The organism is Pseudomonas sp. NPDC089569 (genome assembly GCF_050280625.1).
Lineage (GTDB): Bacteria > Pseudomonadota > Gammaproteobacteria > Pseudomonadales > Pseudomonadaceae > Aquipseudomonas.
Window position 1 is genome coordinate 1 of record NZ_JBNNVQ010000120.1, and the last position, 16,535, is coordinate 16,535.

The window sequence follows — 16,535 nt, forward strand, 5'->3', positions numbered from 1 at the left end:
AAGGCATCCAGCACGAAGTCCTGCCCCTTTACCATTGCAGCTTTGATTCGAAGAGCAGGGATTACTCTGCTGAGCAAGTGCCTGGGCCTCGTCTATCAGGTGACCGCCGTGGGCCAGGCTCATGCCCAGGATGGTGTCGCCGGCTTGCAGCAGGGCCAGGTAGACGGCGCTGTTGGCCGAGGAACCGGAGTGCGGCTGGACGTTGGCGTAATCGGCGCCGAACAGTTGTTTGGCGCGCTCGATGGCCAGGGCTTCAACCTTGTCCACGTGCTCGCAACCGCCGTAGTAACGCTTGCCTGGATAGCCTTCGGCGTACTTGTTGGTCAGGCCGCTGCCTTGCGCTTGCATGACGCGCTTGCTGGTGTAGTTCTCGGACGCGATCAGCTCGATGTGATCTTCCTGACGTTGCTCCTCGGCATTCATCGCCGCCAGCAGTGCATCGTCGTAACCCTGGATCTGGTCTTGCTTGCTGAACATCGCGTCTCTCCCAGCGGCATCTATTGCGCCATTCGTCTCGGTAAGGCACTGGCGTGATGACAGTGCCCTTTGATGCGATGGTATGACCGGCGCAGACCCGTCAAATGCCTACGGACGCCATGCAAAGGTGCGTTTACGACATGGCGGGGAATGGACCGGAGGAACTCAATGACAAGATCCCCTCAAAACCCTGTGGGAGCTGGCTTGCCAGCGATTGGGGTGGGCCAGCCGCCATCCATATGGGATGTGGCGCCGCCATCGCTGGCAAGCCAGCTCCCACAGGGTCAGGCGATGGCTTGGCGTAATGCCAGCAACAGCAGGAAATGCGCGGGATACAGGGCATAGGCCCAGCGGCGCATGGGCGGTGGTTTTACGTCATGGGCGTGTCGCAACAGGAACAGTCCCAGCCATGGCGCAACCAGACAAGTGGCGATGGCTGGAATGGCCGCGCTGTTGCCCAACCGCGCGGCGTAATACAGCACCTGCCACTGATTGGCTGCCAGACAGACCAATCCCGCAAGGAGCGCGAAATACCAGGGACGCCGTATCACCAGCAGCATCGCCAGCGGCAGCAGCACACCGAAGACACCGAACATCAGTTGCGCGGAGAAAACCGCCGCCAACAGCAGGGCTCCAGCCGCCAACAGGCGCAGTTGCAGCGCTCGATCCTGCCAGCCCCGCGCCACCAGCAGGCCTAGGACAAGGGTGGGCATCACGTTTAGCGTGTCGTGTTCGGCAATGAACATCCGGTAGGGAATTTCACTCAGCGCACTGAACAGCAGCAACCAGACCAGATAACGCCACTGCCCTGCGTGCTTCACACCGTCACGGGCCAGATTCGCCGCCATCGCCAGGCAAAACCACGGGAACGCCAGACGCCCGGGCACATACAGCCAATCGGCGGAATAACCGACGTATCGCAGGTGATCGAGCACCATGCACAAAAGCGCCAGCCACTTGAGCAGATCCAGCGCACCGTCGCGCTGCTTCAAGTGCTGCTGTGTCAAGTTCGTAGCCACGTGCATAATTGCCCGGCATCCCTGTAATGTTCTGACAGTGACATCCCCAGCGCTCCCCGGACGATCTTCGGTAGAGTGCGCCCCTCATTGACCACGGGACGCTTCACCATAAGCGCCTCGACCACGGAAGCAGGCCATGACCGACAAGAGCCAACAATTCGCCAGCGACAACTATTCCGGCATCTGCCCTGAAGCCTGGGCGGCCATGGAGCAGGCCAACCATGGCCACCAGCGCGCCTACGGCGACGACGAATGGACTGCCCGCGCGTCCGACGATTTCCGCAAGCTGTTCGAAACCGACTGCGAAGTGTTCTTCGCTTTCAACGGCACGGCTGCCAACTCCCTGGCCCTGTCGTCGCTGTGCCAGAGTTACCACAGCGTGATCTGCTCGGAAACCGCCCACGTCGAAACCGACGAATGCGGCGCGCCGGAATTTTTCTCCAACGGCTCCAAACTGCTGATCGCCGGCACTGAAAACGGCAAGCTGACCCCCGATTCGATCCGCGAAATCGCCCTCAAGCGCCAGGACATCCACTACCCCAAACCCCGTGTCGTGACCCTGACCCAGGCCACCGAAGTGGGCAGCGTCTACACCCCGGACGAAATCCGCGCCATCAGCGCCACCTGCAAGGAACTGGGCCTGAACCTGCACATGGACGGCGCGCGGTTCTCCAACGCCTGCGCGTTCCTGGGCTGCTCGCCCGCCGACCTGACCTGGAAGGCCGGCGTCGATGTGCTGTGTTTCGGTGGCACGAAAAACGGCATGGCCGTGGGTGAGGCGATCCTGTTCTTCAACCACAAGCTGGCCGAAGACTTCGACTACCGCTGCAAGCAGGCTGGCCAACTGGCGTCGAAAATGCGCTTTTTGTCCGCGCCCTGGGTCGGCATTCTCGAAAACGACGCCTGGCTCAAATACGCCCGTCACGCCAACCATTGCGCGCAACTGCTGGCGCAACTGGTCAGCGACATCCCGGGCGTTGAACTGATGTTCCCGGTCCAGGCCAACGGTGTGTTCCTGCAACTGTCGGAACCGGCCATCGCCGCCCTGACGGCCAGGGGCTGGCGCTTCTATACCTTCATCGGCAAAGGCGGTGCGCGGTTCATGTGCTCGTGGGATACCGAAGAAGAGCGCGTACGCGAACTGGCGCGGGACATCCGCGAAGTGATGTCGCACTAACACCAAAACCCCCTGTCGATCGTTCCCACGCTCCGCGTGGGAATGCCTCAAGGGACGCTCTGCGTTCCGGCCGCACCACCTGTACAACGCCGGGCACCGCTGTGACGCGGAGCGTCACGGGCTGCATTCCCACGCAGAGCGTGGGAACGATCATCAGCAATGCCGTACACCGCGGTGACGCAGCCAGCCTTCCCAGTTCGTTCCCACGCTCCGCGTGGGAATGCCTCAAGGGACGCTCCGCGTTCCGGCCACACCACCTGCGCACAGCCGTACACCGCTGTGACGCGGAGCGTCACGGGCTGCATTCCCACGCAGAGCGTGGGAACGATCATCAGTGCCCCTACAGCACTTTCCTACCCGACATCGCTGAATTGACCTCTGGCGCTTCCGCATCCGCCTCTCCAACCTGATCGTTCCCACGCTCCGCGTGGGAACGCCTCCCGGGACGCTCCGCGTTCCAAATCTCCAAACACCACGATTCAAGGACGAATCCATGGGCCGAAGCCGCTACGTCATCACCGAACCGGATAAACCACACTTCCTGACCTGCACCGTCATGGAGTGGCTGCCGCTGTTCATCCGCCCCTACATCGTCGATCACCTGCTCGAGTGCTGGCGCTACCAACAAACCCACCAGGACCTGAAGCTGTATGGCTATGTCGTTCTGGAGAATCATCTGCACTTTGTCGCCCAGGCACCGGATCTCGGCAAATGCCTCAGCCAATTCAAATCATTCACCGCCCGACAAATCATCAACGACCTGCAAAACAGGGGCGCCGAACGAGCATTGCGTCGCCTTCGTTTCAATAAACGGGCACACAAGAAAGATCGCGCCTATCAACTGTGGCAGGAAGGTTCACACGCAGAGATGGTGTACAGCGAAATCGTGATGCGCCAAAAGCTCGACTACATCCACGACAACCCGGTAAAGCGCGGCTACGTGGATTTGCCGGAACACTGGCGATATTCAAGCGCTCGTCAGTACGCAGGCATGGAAGGACTGATCGAGATTCAACGTTGGTAACAACACTTCCACTGCTCTGCGCGGGAATGCAGTCCGGAGCACTTTGCGCGCCCTTCAGAGCCGAACGCGGAGCGTCCGTGGAGGCGTTCCCACGCAGAGCGTGGGAACGATCGAGGGGGCAGTGATCAGTACTCGATCCGCACATCCCCTTTCGGCACGCTGCAGCACGACAGGATGTACCCTTCGGCCTCGTCGTCCTCGGTGATGCCGCCGTTGTGTTCCATCTCCACTTCGCCACCCAGCTTGAGCACCTTGCACGTCCCGCAAATGCCCATGCCGCAGGCTTTCGGAATCATCAGGCCGACCTTGGCGGCTGCCGCGTGCACGGTCTCGCCCGGTGCCACGCGAATGCTCTTGCCGGAGGAGATGAATTCCACCTGGTGCAGATCCGCCTCGTCCACTTGCGGGGCCTCGGCAGCTTGTTCGGCGTGCTCCAATGCGTCGGCGCGGGCCTCTGGCGGCGTCGCACCGAAGGACTCCTCGTGGTAGTGCTTCATGTTGAAGCCGGCGTTTTCCAGCAGGCGCTTGACCGCATTCATGTACGGCGTCGGGCCGCAGCAGAACACTTCGCGCTCGAGGAAGTCCGGCACCATCAGTTCGAGCATCTTGTGGTTCAGGTAGCCGCGATAGCCGGCCCATGGCTCGCCGAAACCATGTTTTTCACAAATCAGGTGCAGGCTGAAGTTCTCGATCCGCGAAGCCATGTGCTCCAGCTCGCGGTGATAGATGATGTCCTTGGGCGAGCGGGCGCTGTGGATAAACGCCATGTCGACATTGCCGTTGGTGTCGAAGAACCAGCGCGCCATGGACATGCACGGCGTAATACCCACGCCGCCGCTGAGGTAGAGCACTTTCGGGCTCGGGAAGTCGATGGCGTTGAACAGGCCGACCGGGCCGTGCACTGCCAGTTCGTAGCCTTCGTGCAAGGTGTCGTGCAGCCAGTTCGAGACCTTGCCGCCCGGCACCCGCTTGATCGTCACAGAGAAGCTGTACGGTACCGACGGCGAGCTGGAAATGGTGTACGAACGCATGATCGGCTGACCTTCGATCTCCAGCTCCAGGGTGACGAACTGCCCCGGTTTGAAGAAGAACATGATCGGCTGATCGGCCATGAAGCAGAAGGTGCGCACATCCCAGGTTTCCTGGATGACTTTGACGCAACGGACGATGTGCCGGCCATTGGCCCAGGTCTGTGTTGTGATCGGGTTCAGGAAAGTGTTGGACATGCTGATCTCCACGGCCGACTGTCGGCCTTCATGTTTGCGATTCTGCGTATTGCACGAACCGTCCATTTACCTATCTGCGACATTGACATGCTTATCGCGACCAGCCGCCAACGACAGGGCCTTGCGCGTCGGGAACAGATTGGACCATGTCGCCCATGGATAAGGTTCTGGCGTGCGTCGGCCCCACACTCGCCCCATACCAAGACACACCCCCTGCACCTTGCGTACAACCCTGAGCAGCACACCTGATTAGTCACTTTCACCGGCCACGCAGATGGCCTTGAGGATTGAACGATGGACGTCACTACTACCCTGAGCCTGGGCGATCCGCTGGAACCCGCACGCAAGGCCACCGCCCAGATGCTGCAAGAGCGCGAGCGCACCTTCTCGCTGCCGCAGCCTTTCTACTCCGACGATCGCCTGTTCGATATCGACATGCAGGAGATTTTCCAGAAAGAGTGGTTGATCGCCGGCATGACCTGCGAGATCCCGGCCAAGGGCAACTACCTGACGCTGCAAGTGGGCAAGAACCCGATCATCGTGATCCGTGGCGCCGAGGGCGTGGTCCACGCTTTCCATAACGTCTGCCGTCACCGTGGCTCGCGCCTGTGCACCAGCGACAAGGGCAAGGTCGCCAAACTGGTCTGCCACTATCACCAGTGGACCTACGAACTCGACGGCCGCCTGCTGTTCGCCGGCACCGAAATGGGCGCCGACTTCGACATGAAGCAGTACGGCCTCAAACCGGTGAACGTGAAGACCGCCGGTGGCTACATCTTCATCAGCCTGGCGGAAAACCCGCCGGCCATCGATGACTTCCTGTCGACGCTCAGCCACTACATGGAGCCCTACGACATGGAAAACACCAAGGTGGCGGTGCAAACCACCTTGATGGAAAAAGCCAACTGGAAACTGGTGCTGGAAAACAACCGCGAGTGCTACCACTGCAGCGGTTCGCACCCGGAACTGCTCAAGACCCTGCTGGAATGGGACGACGTCACCGACCCGCGCGCCGACCAGGCGTTCAAGGACCATGTGGCCGCCTCCGCCGCCGCCTGGGAAGCCGAGAAGATCCCTTACGCACACGCCAGCTTCGGCCTGCGCAACCGCATCGTGCGCATGCCACTGCTCAAGGGCACCGTGTCGATGACCATGGACGGCAAGCAAGGCTGCGCCAAGCTCATGGGCCGCATCAAGAACCCGGACCTGGGCTCGATGCGCATCCTGCACCTGCCGCATTCCTGGAACCACTGCATGGGCGACCACATCATCGTGTTCACCGTGTGGCCGATCAGCGCCCAGGAAACCATGGTCACCACCAAGTGGATCGTCCACAAGGATGCCGTGGAAGGCGTCGACTACGACGTGGAGCGCATGCGCAAGGTCTGGGATGCCACCAACGACCAGGACCGTCGCCTGGCCGAAGAGAACCAGCGCGGCATCAACTCCACCGCCTACCAGCCTGGCCCGTACTCCAAGACTTATGAGTTCGGCGTGGTGAACTTCGTCGACTGGTACAGCGAGCGCATGCTGAGCAACCTGGGTGCCGAACCTGCGCCGTACCTCAAAGGCGTAGCGGTTCACGGCTAACTTTTAAAAGCATCGCGAGCAGGCTCGCTCCCACACTGGATCGGTGGCGCACACAAATGCTGCGACCGACACCAATCAAATGTGGGAGCGAGCCTGCTCGCGATAGCGGCCCCCTTCCCAACAAATTCACCTCTGTCTCCCCTCCAATAGAACTGTACGAAATATGATCTATTTCGTTCGGCGCTATACACCACCTGGCCTCCAGCCTTCGGCAAACAAGTTATCCACATCTCCACCCACAGCAAATGGGGACAACTGTGGAAACGTCGGAAAACTTTTCCACAAAAACTGAAGAAATTGCGTGACTTATTCAGCAACACGGTTGCCGACAGCTCACGATCATTTTTTGATCAAGTCTTTGTAAGTCACGGAATACGAGGCCTTCAGAGGAAGGCAAACACCTTATCCACAGAAGCGCCAACAGACTTTGGGGGCAACTCAAACAGCACTGTGGAAAACCGCTGAATGCAGCGTATTTCAAGGGTTTTCGGGTGGACAACCGTTGAAAAAAGACAACTTGATCAGTTTTTGATCAAATCCTCGGACGCCACGTTTTACAAGGCCTGTAGCGGCAAACGAACATCTTATCCACAGAAGCACCAACAGAGATTGGGGGAAACTCCGGGCCCGACAGCACTCCCGCCCCATGGAAAAAGCGTTGAAAAACCGCAAGTTAGCCTGATCATTTTTTGATCGACGGGCTACAGGCCGCGATTCTCGTTGGCTTCAGCGATGACCAAACACGTTATCCACAGAATCGCCAACAGGGATTGTGGGTAAACCTGCAAAAGAACCAACTCACCATCAGATCTTGTTCAAACACGACCGACCCGCCTCGACATCCAGATTCAACTCGAAGTCTTCGAACGCACCCCATCCGAGCAAAATGGACGGCACGTATCGCCCGAGCACCCAGGACGGCGGAATGGTGAAGCCGGGGTAGTACCTGTAGGTGATCGCCATGGTGCGGCCCGGCAGGCTCAGTTCGCCTTTGAAGGCCTGGAAGCGCTGCGTATCGGCAGTACCGAGGGTGGAGTTGCCAGGGCTCAGCGACTTCACGACATTGATCCGGTCCCCCGGCGCTGCCGACGTCAGGTAATCGACATTGCCGGTATCGATAATCGCTTGTGTCCGCCGGTTGTCCAGACGTGCGGCGACCAGCAATCGCTGGTTGATATCGATGCGCTCATACACCAACGGCGACTCACAATGCACGGCGGGCGCCGGGTTGAGCTCCAGGGTCTTGCGGGTGATTTTCAACGGCCCCAGCTTGCTGATCAGGTCGAGCCCCAGCAGGTTGTCCCGATCACTGACAAACACCAGCACATTGCGAAACTCGGTGTTCCCCACACGGATGGACCGAAGAATCCCCAGCCGGGCGGATAACTGCCGCTCACCATAAAAGGTGCTGTAGGCGTAACGGGAGTCGGTCAGCAGCTTGATCCCCATCAACTTCGCGGTGTTGTAATTGACGCGTGTTTGCGGAGCACCGGTGTCCAGAACGAAACGTGCCGAATGGCCATTGCCCGCTTCGACATCAATGAATGGCAGCACTTCCCTGGCAACGAACGCGTCGCTGGCATACCGATGAATGCTGAGCATTTGGCGCTGCCGGGATCTTTTGACAGTGAAGTCGCCGGTAGCCCTCAGCACCGCAAGGGACTGTTCACCGAACATCGAAAACAGCTGGTTCAGTTCCTGATTGGCGGTGATGGCCCCAGCATGTTTGCGCCGGGTCGACAGATAGTAATCGGGCAACTGATTGGCAGCCTTGGCCTCGAACATCCGCGCGACGACGGACACTGAGCAACTGAGGTTCTGCGCAGCGTCCGTCACCCTGTCGCAGCGCTGGCGCATTTGCGCCAGAGACGCTTTTTGCCCCAAAGCCGATTCCAGCCATTGATCGAAGCCTGGTTCGGGCTCATAGGGGAGCACAGGCTCTTGAGGCCTGTTGACCGCCAATGCCGGTACCGCCGCAAGCCAAATCGAGAGCAGCACAAACAGCCTTGAAGGCTTCATGGCCAACCCACTCATGAACACGGTTCACTGTAGGAGCGAGCATGCTCGCGATGGTGGCCCAGACAACGAGGGTATTCAGGCTCCCCACGTTATCGTTGACGACCATCGCGAGCCTGCTCGCTCCTACAAAATGTAGTTCAACGGGAATTGTTCGGCGCATCCACGGGACTGTGGATAACCGCGATTTGAGGAGGGCTCGACCCTAGGGCCGGTACATCAGATAGGCATCACCCGTCACCCGAATCATCGGATGCGGCACGATCCGGCAGGTATCGACGACACGGAAACCATGTCGCTCATAGAAACGCCGGGCACCGGTGTTCGCCGCGTAATCGATCAGGCTCAGGCCATTGAGACCGAGCTGGTTGGCACGATCGTAGGCATAGGCGAGGAATTGCTTGCCCAGGCCCTGGTTTCGCCAGCCCTCATGCAATGCCAGGCTGGAAATGTAGAGGGTGTCGGGAATTTCCAGGGTGGCATAAGGTGCCAGGACCGGATCTGTCACCGGCTCCGCGAAGGGGTCATGGCGCATCACATAGCTGTGCATCATGCCGATGACCTGCCCGTGCGCCTCAGCGATCACGCAGTTCTGCCAGGAGAAATCCACGCCATCACGGGCATAGCGGATGGCGCCGACGTCCAACAGGTCCTGGCCGGGCTCGGCAATCTGGCTCCAGATGTAATCCGAAGCGCCTTCCGAGGAAATCTGAAACAGGCGGGCAATCTCTCGCGCATCGCTGCGCAGGGCGGAACGGAATTCAACAGCCATTGGCATTCCCTATGTGGGAGCGAGCCTGCTCGCGATGAGGGACTGACATTCAACATTGATGTTGGCTGAAAGACCGCTATCGCGAGCAGGCTCGCTCCCGCAATGTATTTGTGGGGGGGTGTACGTTAACGAACCACGCCTTCTTCAATCAGCAACTTGAGGATGGCTTCAGCCCCAGCTTGCGCCGTAACGCCCTTGAGCACTTGTCCCCCTCCGCCACTGGCTTTCGCCGTTGCGGCTTTCATGCGATCGGCACCGCTCTTGGCCTTGATCACCTTCAGGCGTTTTGGCCGAGGCTTGGCCGGTTGCAGGGTGGCCACGGCCAGCAGCTCATCGTCGACGATGTCCACTTCATCGGCCTGCAGCACCCCGCGACGTGCCGGGCCATAGGCGCTTTGCCGTGGCTTGGGCGCAGCGTTATCCACAGTGGCGAGGAACGGCAGGCGCACCTTCAACCGACGCCGCTGGCCACGAGGCAAGGCTTGCAGCACCAGCGCCGAACCGCCGTCGATGGACTCGACCTGCGCCAACCCCACCACCAGCGGCCAGCCAAGGCCTTCGGCCAACAGAAACGGCAGCATGCCCGAGCCTTCGCCGGTTTCCGCCTGGCTACCGGTCAGCACCACCTGGGCGCCGGCATCGCGCAAGTACGCGGTCAACGCCGGCAGCGCATCGGCGCCCTGCGGCTGCTCCAGTACATGCAGTTGTTCCAGCCCCATTCCCAGATAGGCGCGCAGCGCAGGCTCGGCGACATCGCCGGCATGCAGCACCTGCAAGTTATCCCCAGCCAGTTGCAGGCCCAGTTCTACCGCGCGCGCATCCTGTTCGGCGCGACGCGGCCGGCCGGAGGTCGGGTGGGCGCCGATGGACACCAGGCTGATGATTTTCGTGCTCATAACCCTTTCCTTCCCTTAAGCCGCATCGCGCTTGGCATCGTTGCGGTAAGCCTCTACCGCTGCGATCAGGGCGCGAAGAATCTCGGCGCTCTCGCCGATCACCGACAGGTCGGCCCGTTTGATCATGTCGCAACCCGGATCAAGGTTGATCGCCACCACCTTGTCGCAGGCACCGATGCCTTGCAGGTGCTGGATCGCCCCGGAAATCCCCACCGCCACATAGACCCGCGCGGTGACCCAGGTGCCGGACGCGCCGACCTGGCGGTCGCGGGCCATGAAGCCATCGTCCACCGCCACCCGGGACGCGCCTTCGGTGGCGCCGAGCGCGGCTGCGGTCTGGTGGAACAGGTCCCAATCCTTGACCCCGTTGCCGCCCGAGAAGATGAACTCGGCTTCGGCCATGGGAATGGCGGCCGGGTCCACCGCCACCGCGCCCAAGTCCTCGATGCGCGAGAGACTGCGGGCGACGGCTGTGGATAACTCCACCGGCAAAGCTTCGTGACGGGTTTCGCTGACCGGTTCGGCACATTCCACGGCGGCCAGAATCAACCGCGCAACCGGACGCGCCAAGTCCTGCAGGCCGGCACCGGCGCGGCCGATGCACTCCTGATCCTTGACCTGCCAGACTCGCGTGGCCGGGCGTTCGCCCAGGGCAGCGGCAAAACGTCGACCCAACTCACCACCACCGCTGCGGCTGTCCGGCAGCAGCCAGTGGCGTGGGTTGAACTGGTTATCCACAGCCCGCAGGCCCTGGACTCGCTGCTCCGGTGCATAACCGCTGAATTCGTCGCCTTCGAGCACCAGCAAGCGGTCCACGCCAGCGGTGGCAAAGGTGTTTTCCTTGTGTTCGCCAAACACCACGGCCAATACCGCACCGTCGGCGCCGGCCAGTTGATGGGCCAGGCCCAGCAGGTCGCGGTCGTGGCTGCTCAAGCGGCCGCCGACCATGTCCGGCACCACGCAGATGTAGAACGCCGGTGCAGGCACCTGATGCAGCGGCAACTGCACTTCAACGGCAGCCGTACGCTTGCTGGTCCCGCCCTGTTGCGCGCCACTGCGGTCGATGCGTTTGAGGCCGTTGGGCCCGATGAAACCGATGCCATGGGGATTCTTGCGGATGACGCCGTTGGGCCCCATCCAGCTGTGCTGCGCCGGTTGCATGGCCGCATGCAGCGGGTGCAGGCGGTTACGGGCAATCCATTCGGCGCGCGGGTCGCGGCGGATAATGTCGCTCATCAGTGCACCTCCGCTGGTTCGCGTTTGGCCGGCGTGGCGGATTTCGGCGCCTCTTCTTCAAGCAGGGCGTCGGCCACCAGTTCGGCGATGTCCTTGATCAACGGCCGCGGTTCGACCACGCCTTCGAGCATCGCGGTGCACTGCGGGCAGCCCACGGCCACCAGCTCGGCTCCCGTTTCGCGGATGTCCTGCATACGCATGTCGGGGATACGTTGCTTGCCCGGAATATCGGTGATCGGCGCACCGCCGCCACCGCCGCAGCAGCGCGAGCGGAAGCCGGAACGTTGCATTTCCTTGACCTCGATCCCGAGGGCGCGCAGTACCTCGCGCGGAGCCTCGTATTCGCCGTTGTAGCGGCCGAGGTAGCAAGGGTCGTGATAGGTCACGCTGCTGCCTTTGTGCTGGCCGAGATTGAGCGCGCCGGCATCGATGATTTCAGCCATGTAGGTGCTGTGGTGTTGCACCAGGTAGTTGCCGTCGAAAGCACCGTACTCGTTCTTCAGTACATGGAAGCTGTGCGGGTCGCAGGTGACGATGCGGTTGAAGCTGTATTTGGCCAAAGTCTGGATGTTGCGCTTGGCGAGCATCTGGAACGTCGCTTCGTCGCCCAGGCGCCGGGCCACGTCACCGCTGTCGCGCTCTTCGAGGCCCAGCACGGCGAAGTCGATTTTTGCCGCCTTCAGCACTTTGACGAAGGCGCGCAGGGTGCGCTGGTTGCGCATGTCGAAGGCACCGTCGCCGACCCAGAACAGTACGTCGGTGGTTTTCTTCTCGCTCATCACGTTGAGGTTGAGGTCCGCCGCCCAGTTCATCCGCCCGCCCGGCGCGAAGCCGCCAGGGTTGTCGGTTGCGATCAGGTTTTCCAGGACTTCGGCGCCCTTGTTCGGCGTAGCGCCTTTTTCCAGGGTCAGATGACGGCGCATGTCGACGATGGCATCGACGTGCTCGATCATCATCGGGCACTCCTCGACGCAGGCGCGGCACGTGGTGCAGGACCACAGTGTTTCGGCATCCACCAGACCGTTGACGATCGGCTGGTGCGGATTGCCCGAGTGCTCGCCAATCGGCTTGCCCGGATACGGGCTGCCGGCGAACTTCGCGTCACTGCCACCGGCCAGGCCGACGACCATGTCCTGAATCAGCTTTTTAGGGTTCAGCGGTTGGCCTGCCGCAAACGCCGGGCACGCGGCTTCGCATTTACCGCATTGCACGCAGGCATCGAAGCCGAGCAACTGGTTCCAGGTGAAATCCTTGGGTTTTTCCACGCCCAGCGGCGCGGCCGGGTCGTTCAGGTCCAGCGGTTTCAAACCGGTGGAGCGACCACCACCAAAGCGTTCGGCGCGACGGTGCCAGGCCAGGTGCAGGGCACCGGCAAAGGCGTGTTTCATCGGCCCGCCCCAGGTCATGCCGAAGAACAACTCGGACACGCCCCACAGCACGCCAACCGCGAGAATCGCCGCCAACAGCCAGCCACCAAAGTTTTCCGGGAGGATGCCCGCCACCGGCAAGGTCACCAGGAAGAACGAGGCCGAGAACGCCAGCAGGCTTTTCGGCAGGCGCATCCATGGGCCCTTGGACAAGCGGCTCGGCGGGTTGAGTCGACGCCGGTATACGAAGATCGCGCCGACGAACATCACCGCCGTCATCAACAGCAGCGCATAACCGAGAATGCGGTTATGCAGGCCAAAGCCGTGAACCAGAATGGCCAGCACGATGGACGCCACCGCACCACCGGCCGTGGCCACGTGGGTGTTGGCAATGTATTTGTCCCGTGCCACCACATGGTGCAAATCGACCATATAGCGCTTGGGCATGGCGAACAGGCCGCCGATCAGATCGACCTTCGAGGCCCGGCCCCGACGCCACATGGCTACCCGCCGCAACGCGCCCAGGACTGCAAGGCCCAGGGCTGCGAACAACAGGATTGGAAGAAGGGTGTTCAACATGGTGAAGCTCCCAAAGACCGCAGGGTCTTGCAGGCCAAACTACCTGGATGCTTGCCCGTGCCCTGTAGGAGCGAGCACGCTCGCGATGGTCGTCAACGATGACGCGGGGTACCTGAATACCCGTGTTGTCTGGGCCACCATCGCGAGCATGCTCGCTCCTACAGGGTTATGTGCGAGCTCTTAGAAATCCTTGCACAGGCGCAATGCGTCGTAGATGGCCGCATGCACGTTACGCTGGGCCACGCAGTCGCCGATGCGGAACAGCAGGTAGCCGTCGCCGCTCTGCTCCAGGCATGGCTGGGGCTTGATCGCGAACAAAGCTTCGACGTCGATCTGGCCTTTGTTGCGCGAGCCTTCCTTCATCGCGTAGTAGAGCTGCTCGTCCGGACGCACGCCGTTTTCCACGACCACCTGATCCACCACCCGCTCTTCCTTGGCGCCGGTGTATTCGTTTTCCAGCACCGCCACCAGCTTGTCGCCTTCGCGGTAGACCTTTTCCAGCATCATGTCGCCGGTCATGATCACTTCTTTCGGATACATGCTGCGGTAGTAGGTCGGGAACGACGTACCGCCAATCGCCACGCCCGGCTTGATGTCATCGGTGACGATCTCGACCTGGCTGCCCTTGTCAGCGAGGAAGTCGGCGGTGGACATGCCGGTGAATTCGCAAATGGTGTCGTAGACCAGCACGTTCTTGCCCGGTGCAACCTTGCCGTCGAGCACGTCCCAGCTGCTGACCACCAGGCCTTCGGCCGCGCCCCAGTGTTCGTTCTGCTCCAGGAACGGATGGCCACCGACCGCCAGCACCACCACATCCGGACGCAGGTCCATGATGGTCGGTACGTCCGCCGCCGTGCCCAGGCGCAGGTCGACTTTCAACCGGGCCAGTTCCAGCTGATACCAACGGGTGATACCGGCGATCTGATCCCGTTGCGGCGCCTTGGCGGCCGTGGTGATCTGTCCGCCGATGAACTCTTTCTTCTCGAACAGCGTCACGTCGTGACCGCGTTCGGCGGCAACACGGGCCGCTTCCATCCCGGCAGGGCCGGCACCGACGACCACCACTTTGCGTTTGACGCCGGTGGTCTTCTCGATGATGTGCGGCAGGCCCATGTATTCACGGGAAGTCGCCGCGTTCTGGATGCACAGCACATCCAGGCCCTGGTACTGACGGTCGATGCAGTAGTTGGCGCCAACGCATTGTTTGATCTGGTCGACCTGGCCCATCTTGATCTTGGCGATCAGGTGCGGGTCGGCGATGTGCGCGCGGGTCATGCCGACCATGTCGACATAGCCGCCTTCCAGAATGCGCGTGGCCTGGTTCGGGTCCTTGATGTTCTGCGCGTGCAGCACCGGAACCTAACCACTTCCTTGATGCCGGCGGCCAGGTGCAGGAACGGTTCCGGCGGGTAGCTCATGTTCGGAATCACGTTGGCCAGGGTGTTGTGGGTGTCGCAACCCGAACCCACGACGCCGATGAAATCGAGCATGCCGGTGTCGTCGTAATACTTGGCGATCTGCTTCATGTCCTCATGGGACAGGCCGTCCGGATGGAACTCGTCGCCGCAGATACGCATGCCCACGCAGAAGTCGTCACCGACCTCGGCACGCACCGCTTTCAATACTTCCAGACCGAACTTCATGCGGCCTTCGAAGGTGCCGCCCCATTCGTCGGTACGCTTGTTGACCCGAGGGCTCCAGAACTGGTCGATCATGTGCTGGTGCACGGCCGACAGTTCCACACCGTCCAGGCCACCGGCCTTGGCGCGACGTGCCGCCTGGGCGTAGTTGCCGATCACCCGCCAGATTTCCTCGGGCTCGATGGTTTTACAGGTGGCGCGGTGCACCGGCTCGCGAACACCCGACGGCGACATCAGGGTCGGCCAGTTGAAGCCGTCCCAGCGCGAGCGGCGGCCCATGTGGGTAATCTGGATCATGATCTTGGCGCCGTGCTTGTGCATGGCGTCGGCCAGATTCTGGAAGTGCGGAATGATGCGGTCGGTGGACAGGTTCACCGAGCTCCACCACTCCTGCGGGCTGTCGATGGCCACCACGGACGAACCGCCGCAGATCGCCAGGCCGATACCGCCCTTAGCCTTCTCTTCGTAGTACTTGACGTACCGGTCGGTGGTCATGCCGCCGTCGGTCGCATAAACCTCGGCGTGCGCGGTGCTGAGCACGCGGTTGCGGATGGTCAGTTTGCCGATCTGGATCGGCTGGAACATTGCTTCGAAAGCCATGGCGGGTTCCTCGACTTACAACGGCTTGACGGTGAACAAGCCGTCATCGTGGCCCTCTTCGGAGCCACCGTAGACTTGTTCGGCCACGGTGCGGATCTTGCTGCCGCGAGCGGCGAGGATCTGGTCCATCGCGCCGGCGAACCAGCCGGTAAACATGTAGTCGACCTTGCGGCCGACCTTGCCGTACACGTAGACGAATGCCGAGTGTTCGAGCTTGACGCTGGCAGTGCCCTTGTCGAGGTCGATGTCCTGGATCTTGAACAGGCCCCAGCCGCGCTGCGACAGGCGCTTCATGTAGTGCTCGAACACCGCGACGCCTTCCAGGCCGTGGCATTCGGCTTCTTTTTCACACCAGTGCCAGGCGGACTTGTAGCCGGCCTTGTAGAGGATTTCTGCGTAAGCCTCGGCGCCCAGCACTTCTTCGATGCCCATGTGGTTGTTGACGAAGAAATGACGCGGTACGTACAGCATCGGCAGGGCGTCGGACGTCCAGACACCGGTTTCGCTGTCGACTTCGATAGGCAATTGCGGGGCGATCTTGGCCATGGAAACTTAACTCCAGAAAATTTGTTGTGTTGCCCCCGGCGCGAACGGCCGGGGGAAAGGAATCAGAAGTGCGGTGGCTTATTCGCCCCAAACATCTTTCAAGACGTTCACCCAGTTCTCGCCCATGATCTTGCGCACCACACGCTCGGAATGGCCGCGCTTGAGCAGCGTTTCGGTCAGGTTCGGGAACTCGCCGACAGTGCGGATGCCCAGCGGGTTGATGATCTTGCCGAAGTTGGTCAGACGGCGGGCGTAGCCCTTGTCGTGGGTCAGGTACTCGAAGAAGTCCTGGCCATGCCACGCCGGGAAGGCAGCAGCGAACACGCGGGATTGGGGCTGGCCATTACACAATCCATCATTAATGCCCATG

The 16,535-nt window shown here is 61.2% G+C and carries 12 protein-coding genes and 2 pseudogenes; 3 read left to right on the plus strand and 11 right to left on the minus strand.

Features of this window, described 5'->3' with window-relative positions; all coding sequences use genetic code 11:
• Positions 1–477: pseudogene (locus ACQKP2_RS28190) on the minus strand (hypothetical protein); the annotation flags it as partial.
• Positions 478–761: 284 nt separating this feature from the next.
• Complete coding sequence (locus ACQKP2_RS28195) at positions 762–1,502, minus strand: TraX family protein (RefSeq protein WP_427581374.1); 741 nt, start codon at positions 1,500–1,502, stop codon at positions 762–764.
• Between the two features lie 130 nt (positions 1,503–1,632).
• On the opposite strand from ACQKP2_RS28195, the gene ACQKP2_RS28200 reads away from it, so the two are divergent.
• Together ACQKP2_RS28200 and ACQKP2_RS28205 are read left to right on the plus strand one after the other, a co-directional pair.
• Positions 1,633–2,673, plus strand: a complete 1,041-nt coding sequence (locus ACQKP2_RS28200; RefSeq protein WP_427581376.1) for a low specificity L-threonine aldolase — start codon at positions 1,633–1,635, stop codon at positions 2,671–2,673.
• A 493-nt stretch (positions 2,674–3,166) separates the two neighbouring features.
• On the plus strand, positions 3,167–3,697 hold the full coding sequence (locus ACQKP2_RS28205; RefSeq protein WP_427581378.1) for an REP-associated tyrosine transposase: 531 nt from the start codon (positions 3,167–3,169) through the stop codon (positions 3,695–3,697).
• Positions 3,698–3,822: 125 nt separating this feature from the next.
• Here the strand turns inward: ACQKP2_RS28205 and gbcB are convergent, their stop codons facing one another.
• Positions 3,823–4,923, minus strand: coding sequence for a glycine-betaine demethylase subunit GbcB (gene gbcB / locus ACQKP2_RS28210; RefSeq protein ID WP_427581380.1), 1,101 nt, complete (start codon positions 4,921–4,923; stop codon positions 3,823–3,825).
• Positions 4,924–5,217: 294 nt separating this feature from the next.
• Between gbcB and gbcA the strand changes: the two genes are divergently transcribed.
• Positions 5,218–6,513, plus strand: a complete 1,296-nt coding sequence (gene gbcA / locus ACQKP2_RS28215) for a glycine-betaine demethylase subunit GbcA (protein WP_427581381.1) — start codon at positions 5,218–5,220, stop codon at positions 6,511–6,513.
• An 804-nt stretch (positions 6,514–7,317) separates the two neighbouring features.
• On the opposite strand, the gene ACQKP2_RS28220 is transcribed toward gbcA, so the two are convergent.
• From ACQKP2_RS28220 to ACQKP2_RS28255, 8 genes and pseudogenes are all read right to left on the minus strand, one after another.
• Positions 7,318–8,532: a retropepsin-like aspartic protease gene (locus ACQKP2_RS28220; protein WP_427581383.1), complete on the minus strand. Its 1,215-nt coding sequence runs from the start codon at positions 8,530–8,532 to the stop codon at positions 7,318–7,320.
• A 202-nt stretch (positions 8,533–8,734) separates the two neighbouring features.
• Complete coding sequence (locus ACQKP2_RS28225; protein WP_427581385.1) at positions 8,735–9,301, minus strand: N-acetyltransferase family protein; 567 nt, start codon at positions 9,299–9,301, stop codon at positions 8,735–8,737.
• A 125-nt stretch (positions 9,302–9,426) separates the two neighbouring features.
• Positions 9,427–10,197: an electron transfer flavoprotein subunit beta gene (locus ACQKP2_RS28230; RefSeq protein WP_427581386.1), complete on the minus strand. Its 771-nt coding sequence runs from the start codon at positions 10,195–10,197 to the stop codon at positions 9,427–9,429.
• Between the two features lie 15 nt (positions 10,198–10,212).
• On the minus strand, positions 10,213–11,433 hold the full coding sequence (locus ACQKP2_RS28235) for an electron transfer flavoprotein subunit alpha/FixB family protein (RefSeq protein ID WP_427581388.1): 1,221 nt from the start codon (positions 11,431–11,433) through the stop codon (positions 10,213–10,215).
• On the minus strand, positions 11,433–13,379 hold the full coding sequence (gene dgcB, locus ACQKP2_RS28240; RefSeq protein WP_427581390.1) for a dimethylglycine demethylation protein DgcB: 1,947 nt from the start codon (positions 13,377–13,379) through the stop codon (positions 11,433–11,435). The genes ACQKP2_RS28235 and dgcB overlap by 1 nt, the downstream gene beginning before the upstream one ends.
• 180 nt (positions 13,380–13,559) lie before the next feature.
• Positions 13,560–15,619: pseudogene (gene dgcA, locus ACQKP2_RS28245) on the minus strand (dimethylglycine demethylation protein DgcA).
• Between the two features lie 15 nt (positions 15,620–15,634).
• Positions 15,635–16,165 carry a DUF5943 domain-containing protein gene (locus ACQKP2_RS28250; protein ID WP_003228980.1) on the minus strand — a complete coding sequence of 177 codons (531 nt, stop codon included), beginning with the start codon at positions 16,163–16,165 and terminating at the stop codon, positions 15,635–15,637.
• A gap of 78 nt (positions 16,166–16,243) precedes the next feature.
• Positions 16,244–16,535 (minus strand): membrane dipeptidase (locus ACQKP2_RS28255; protein ID WP_427581392.1); only part of this gene is annotated, 292 nt, incomplete at its 5' end.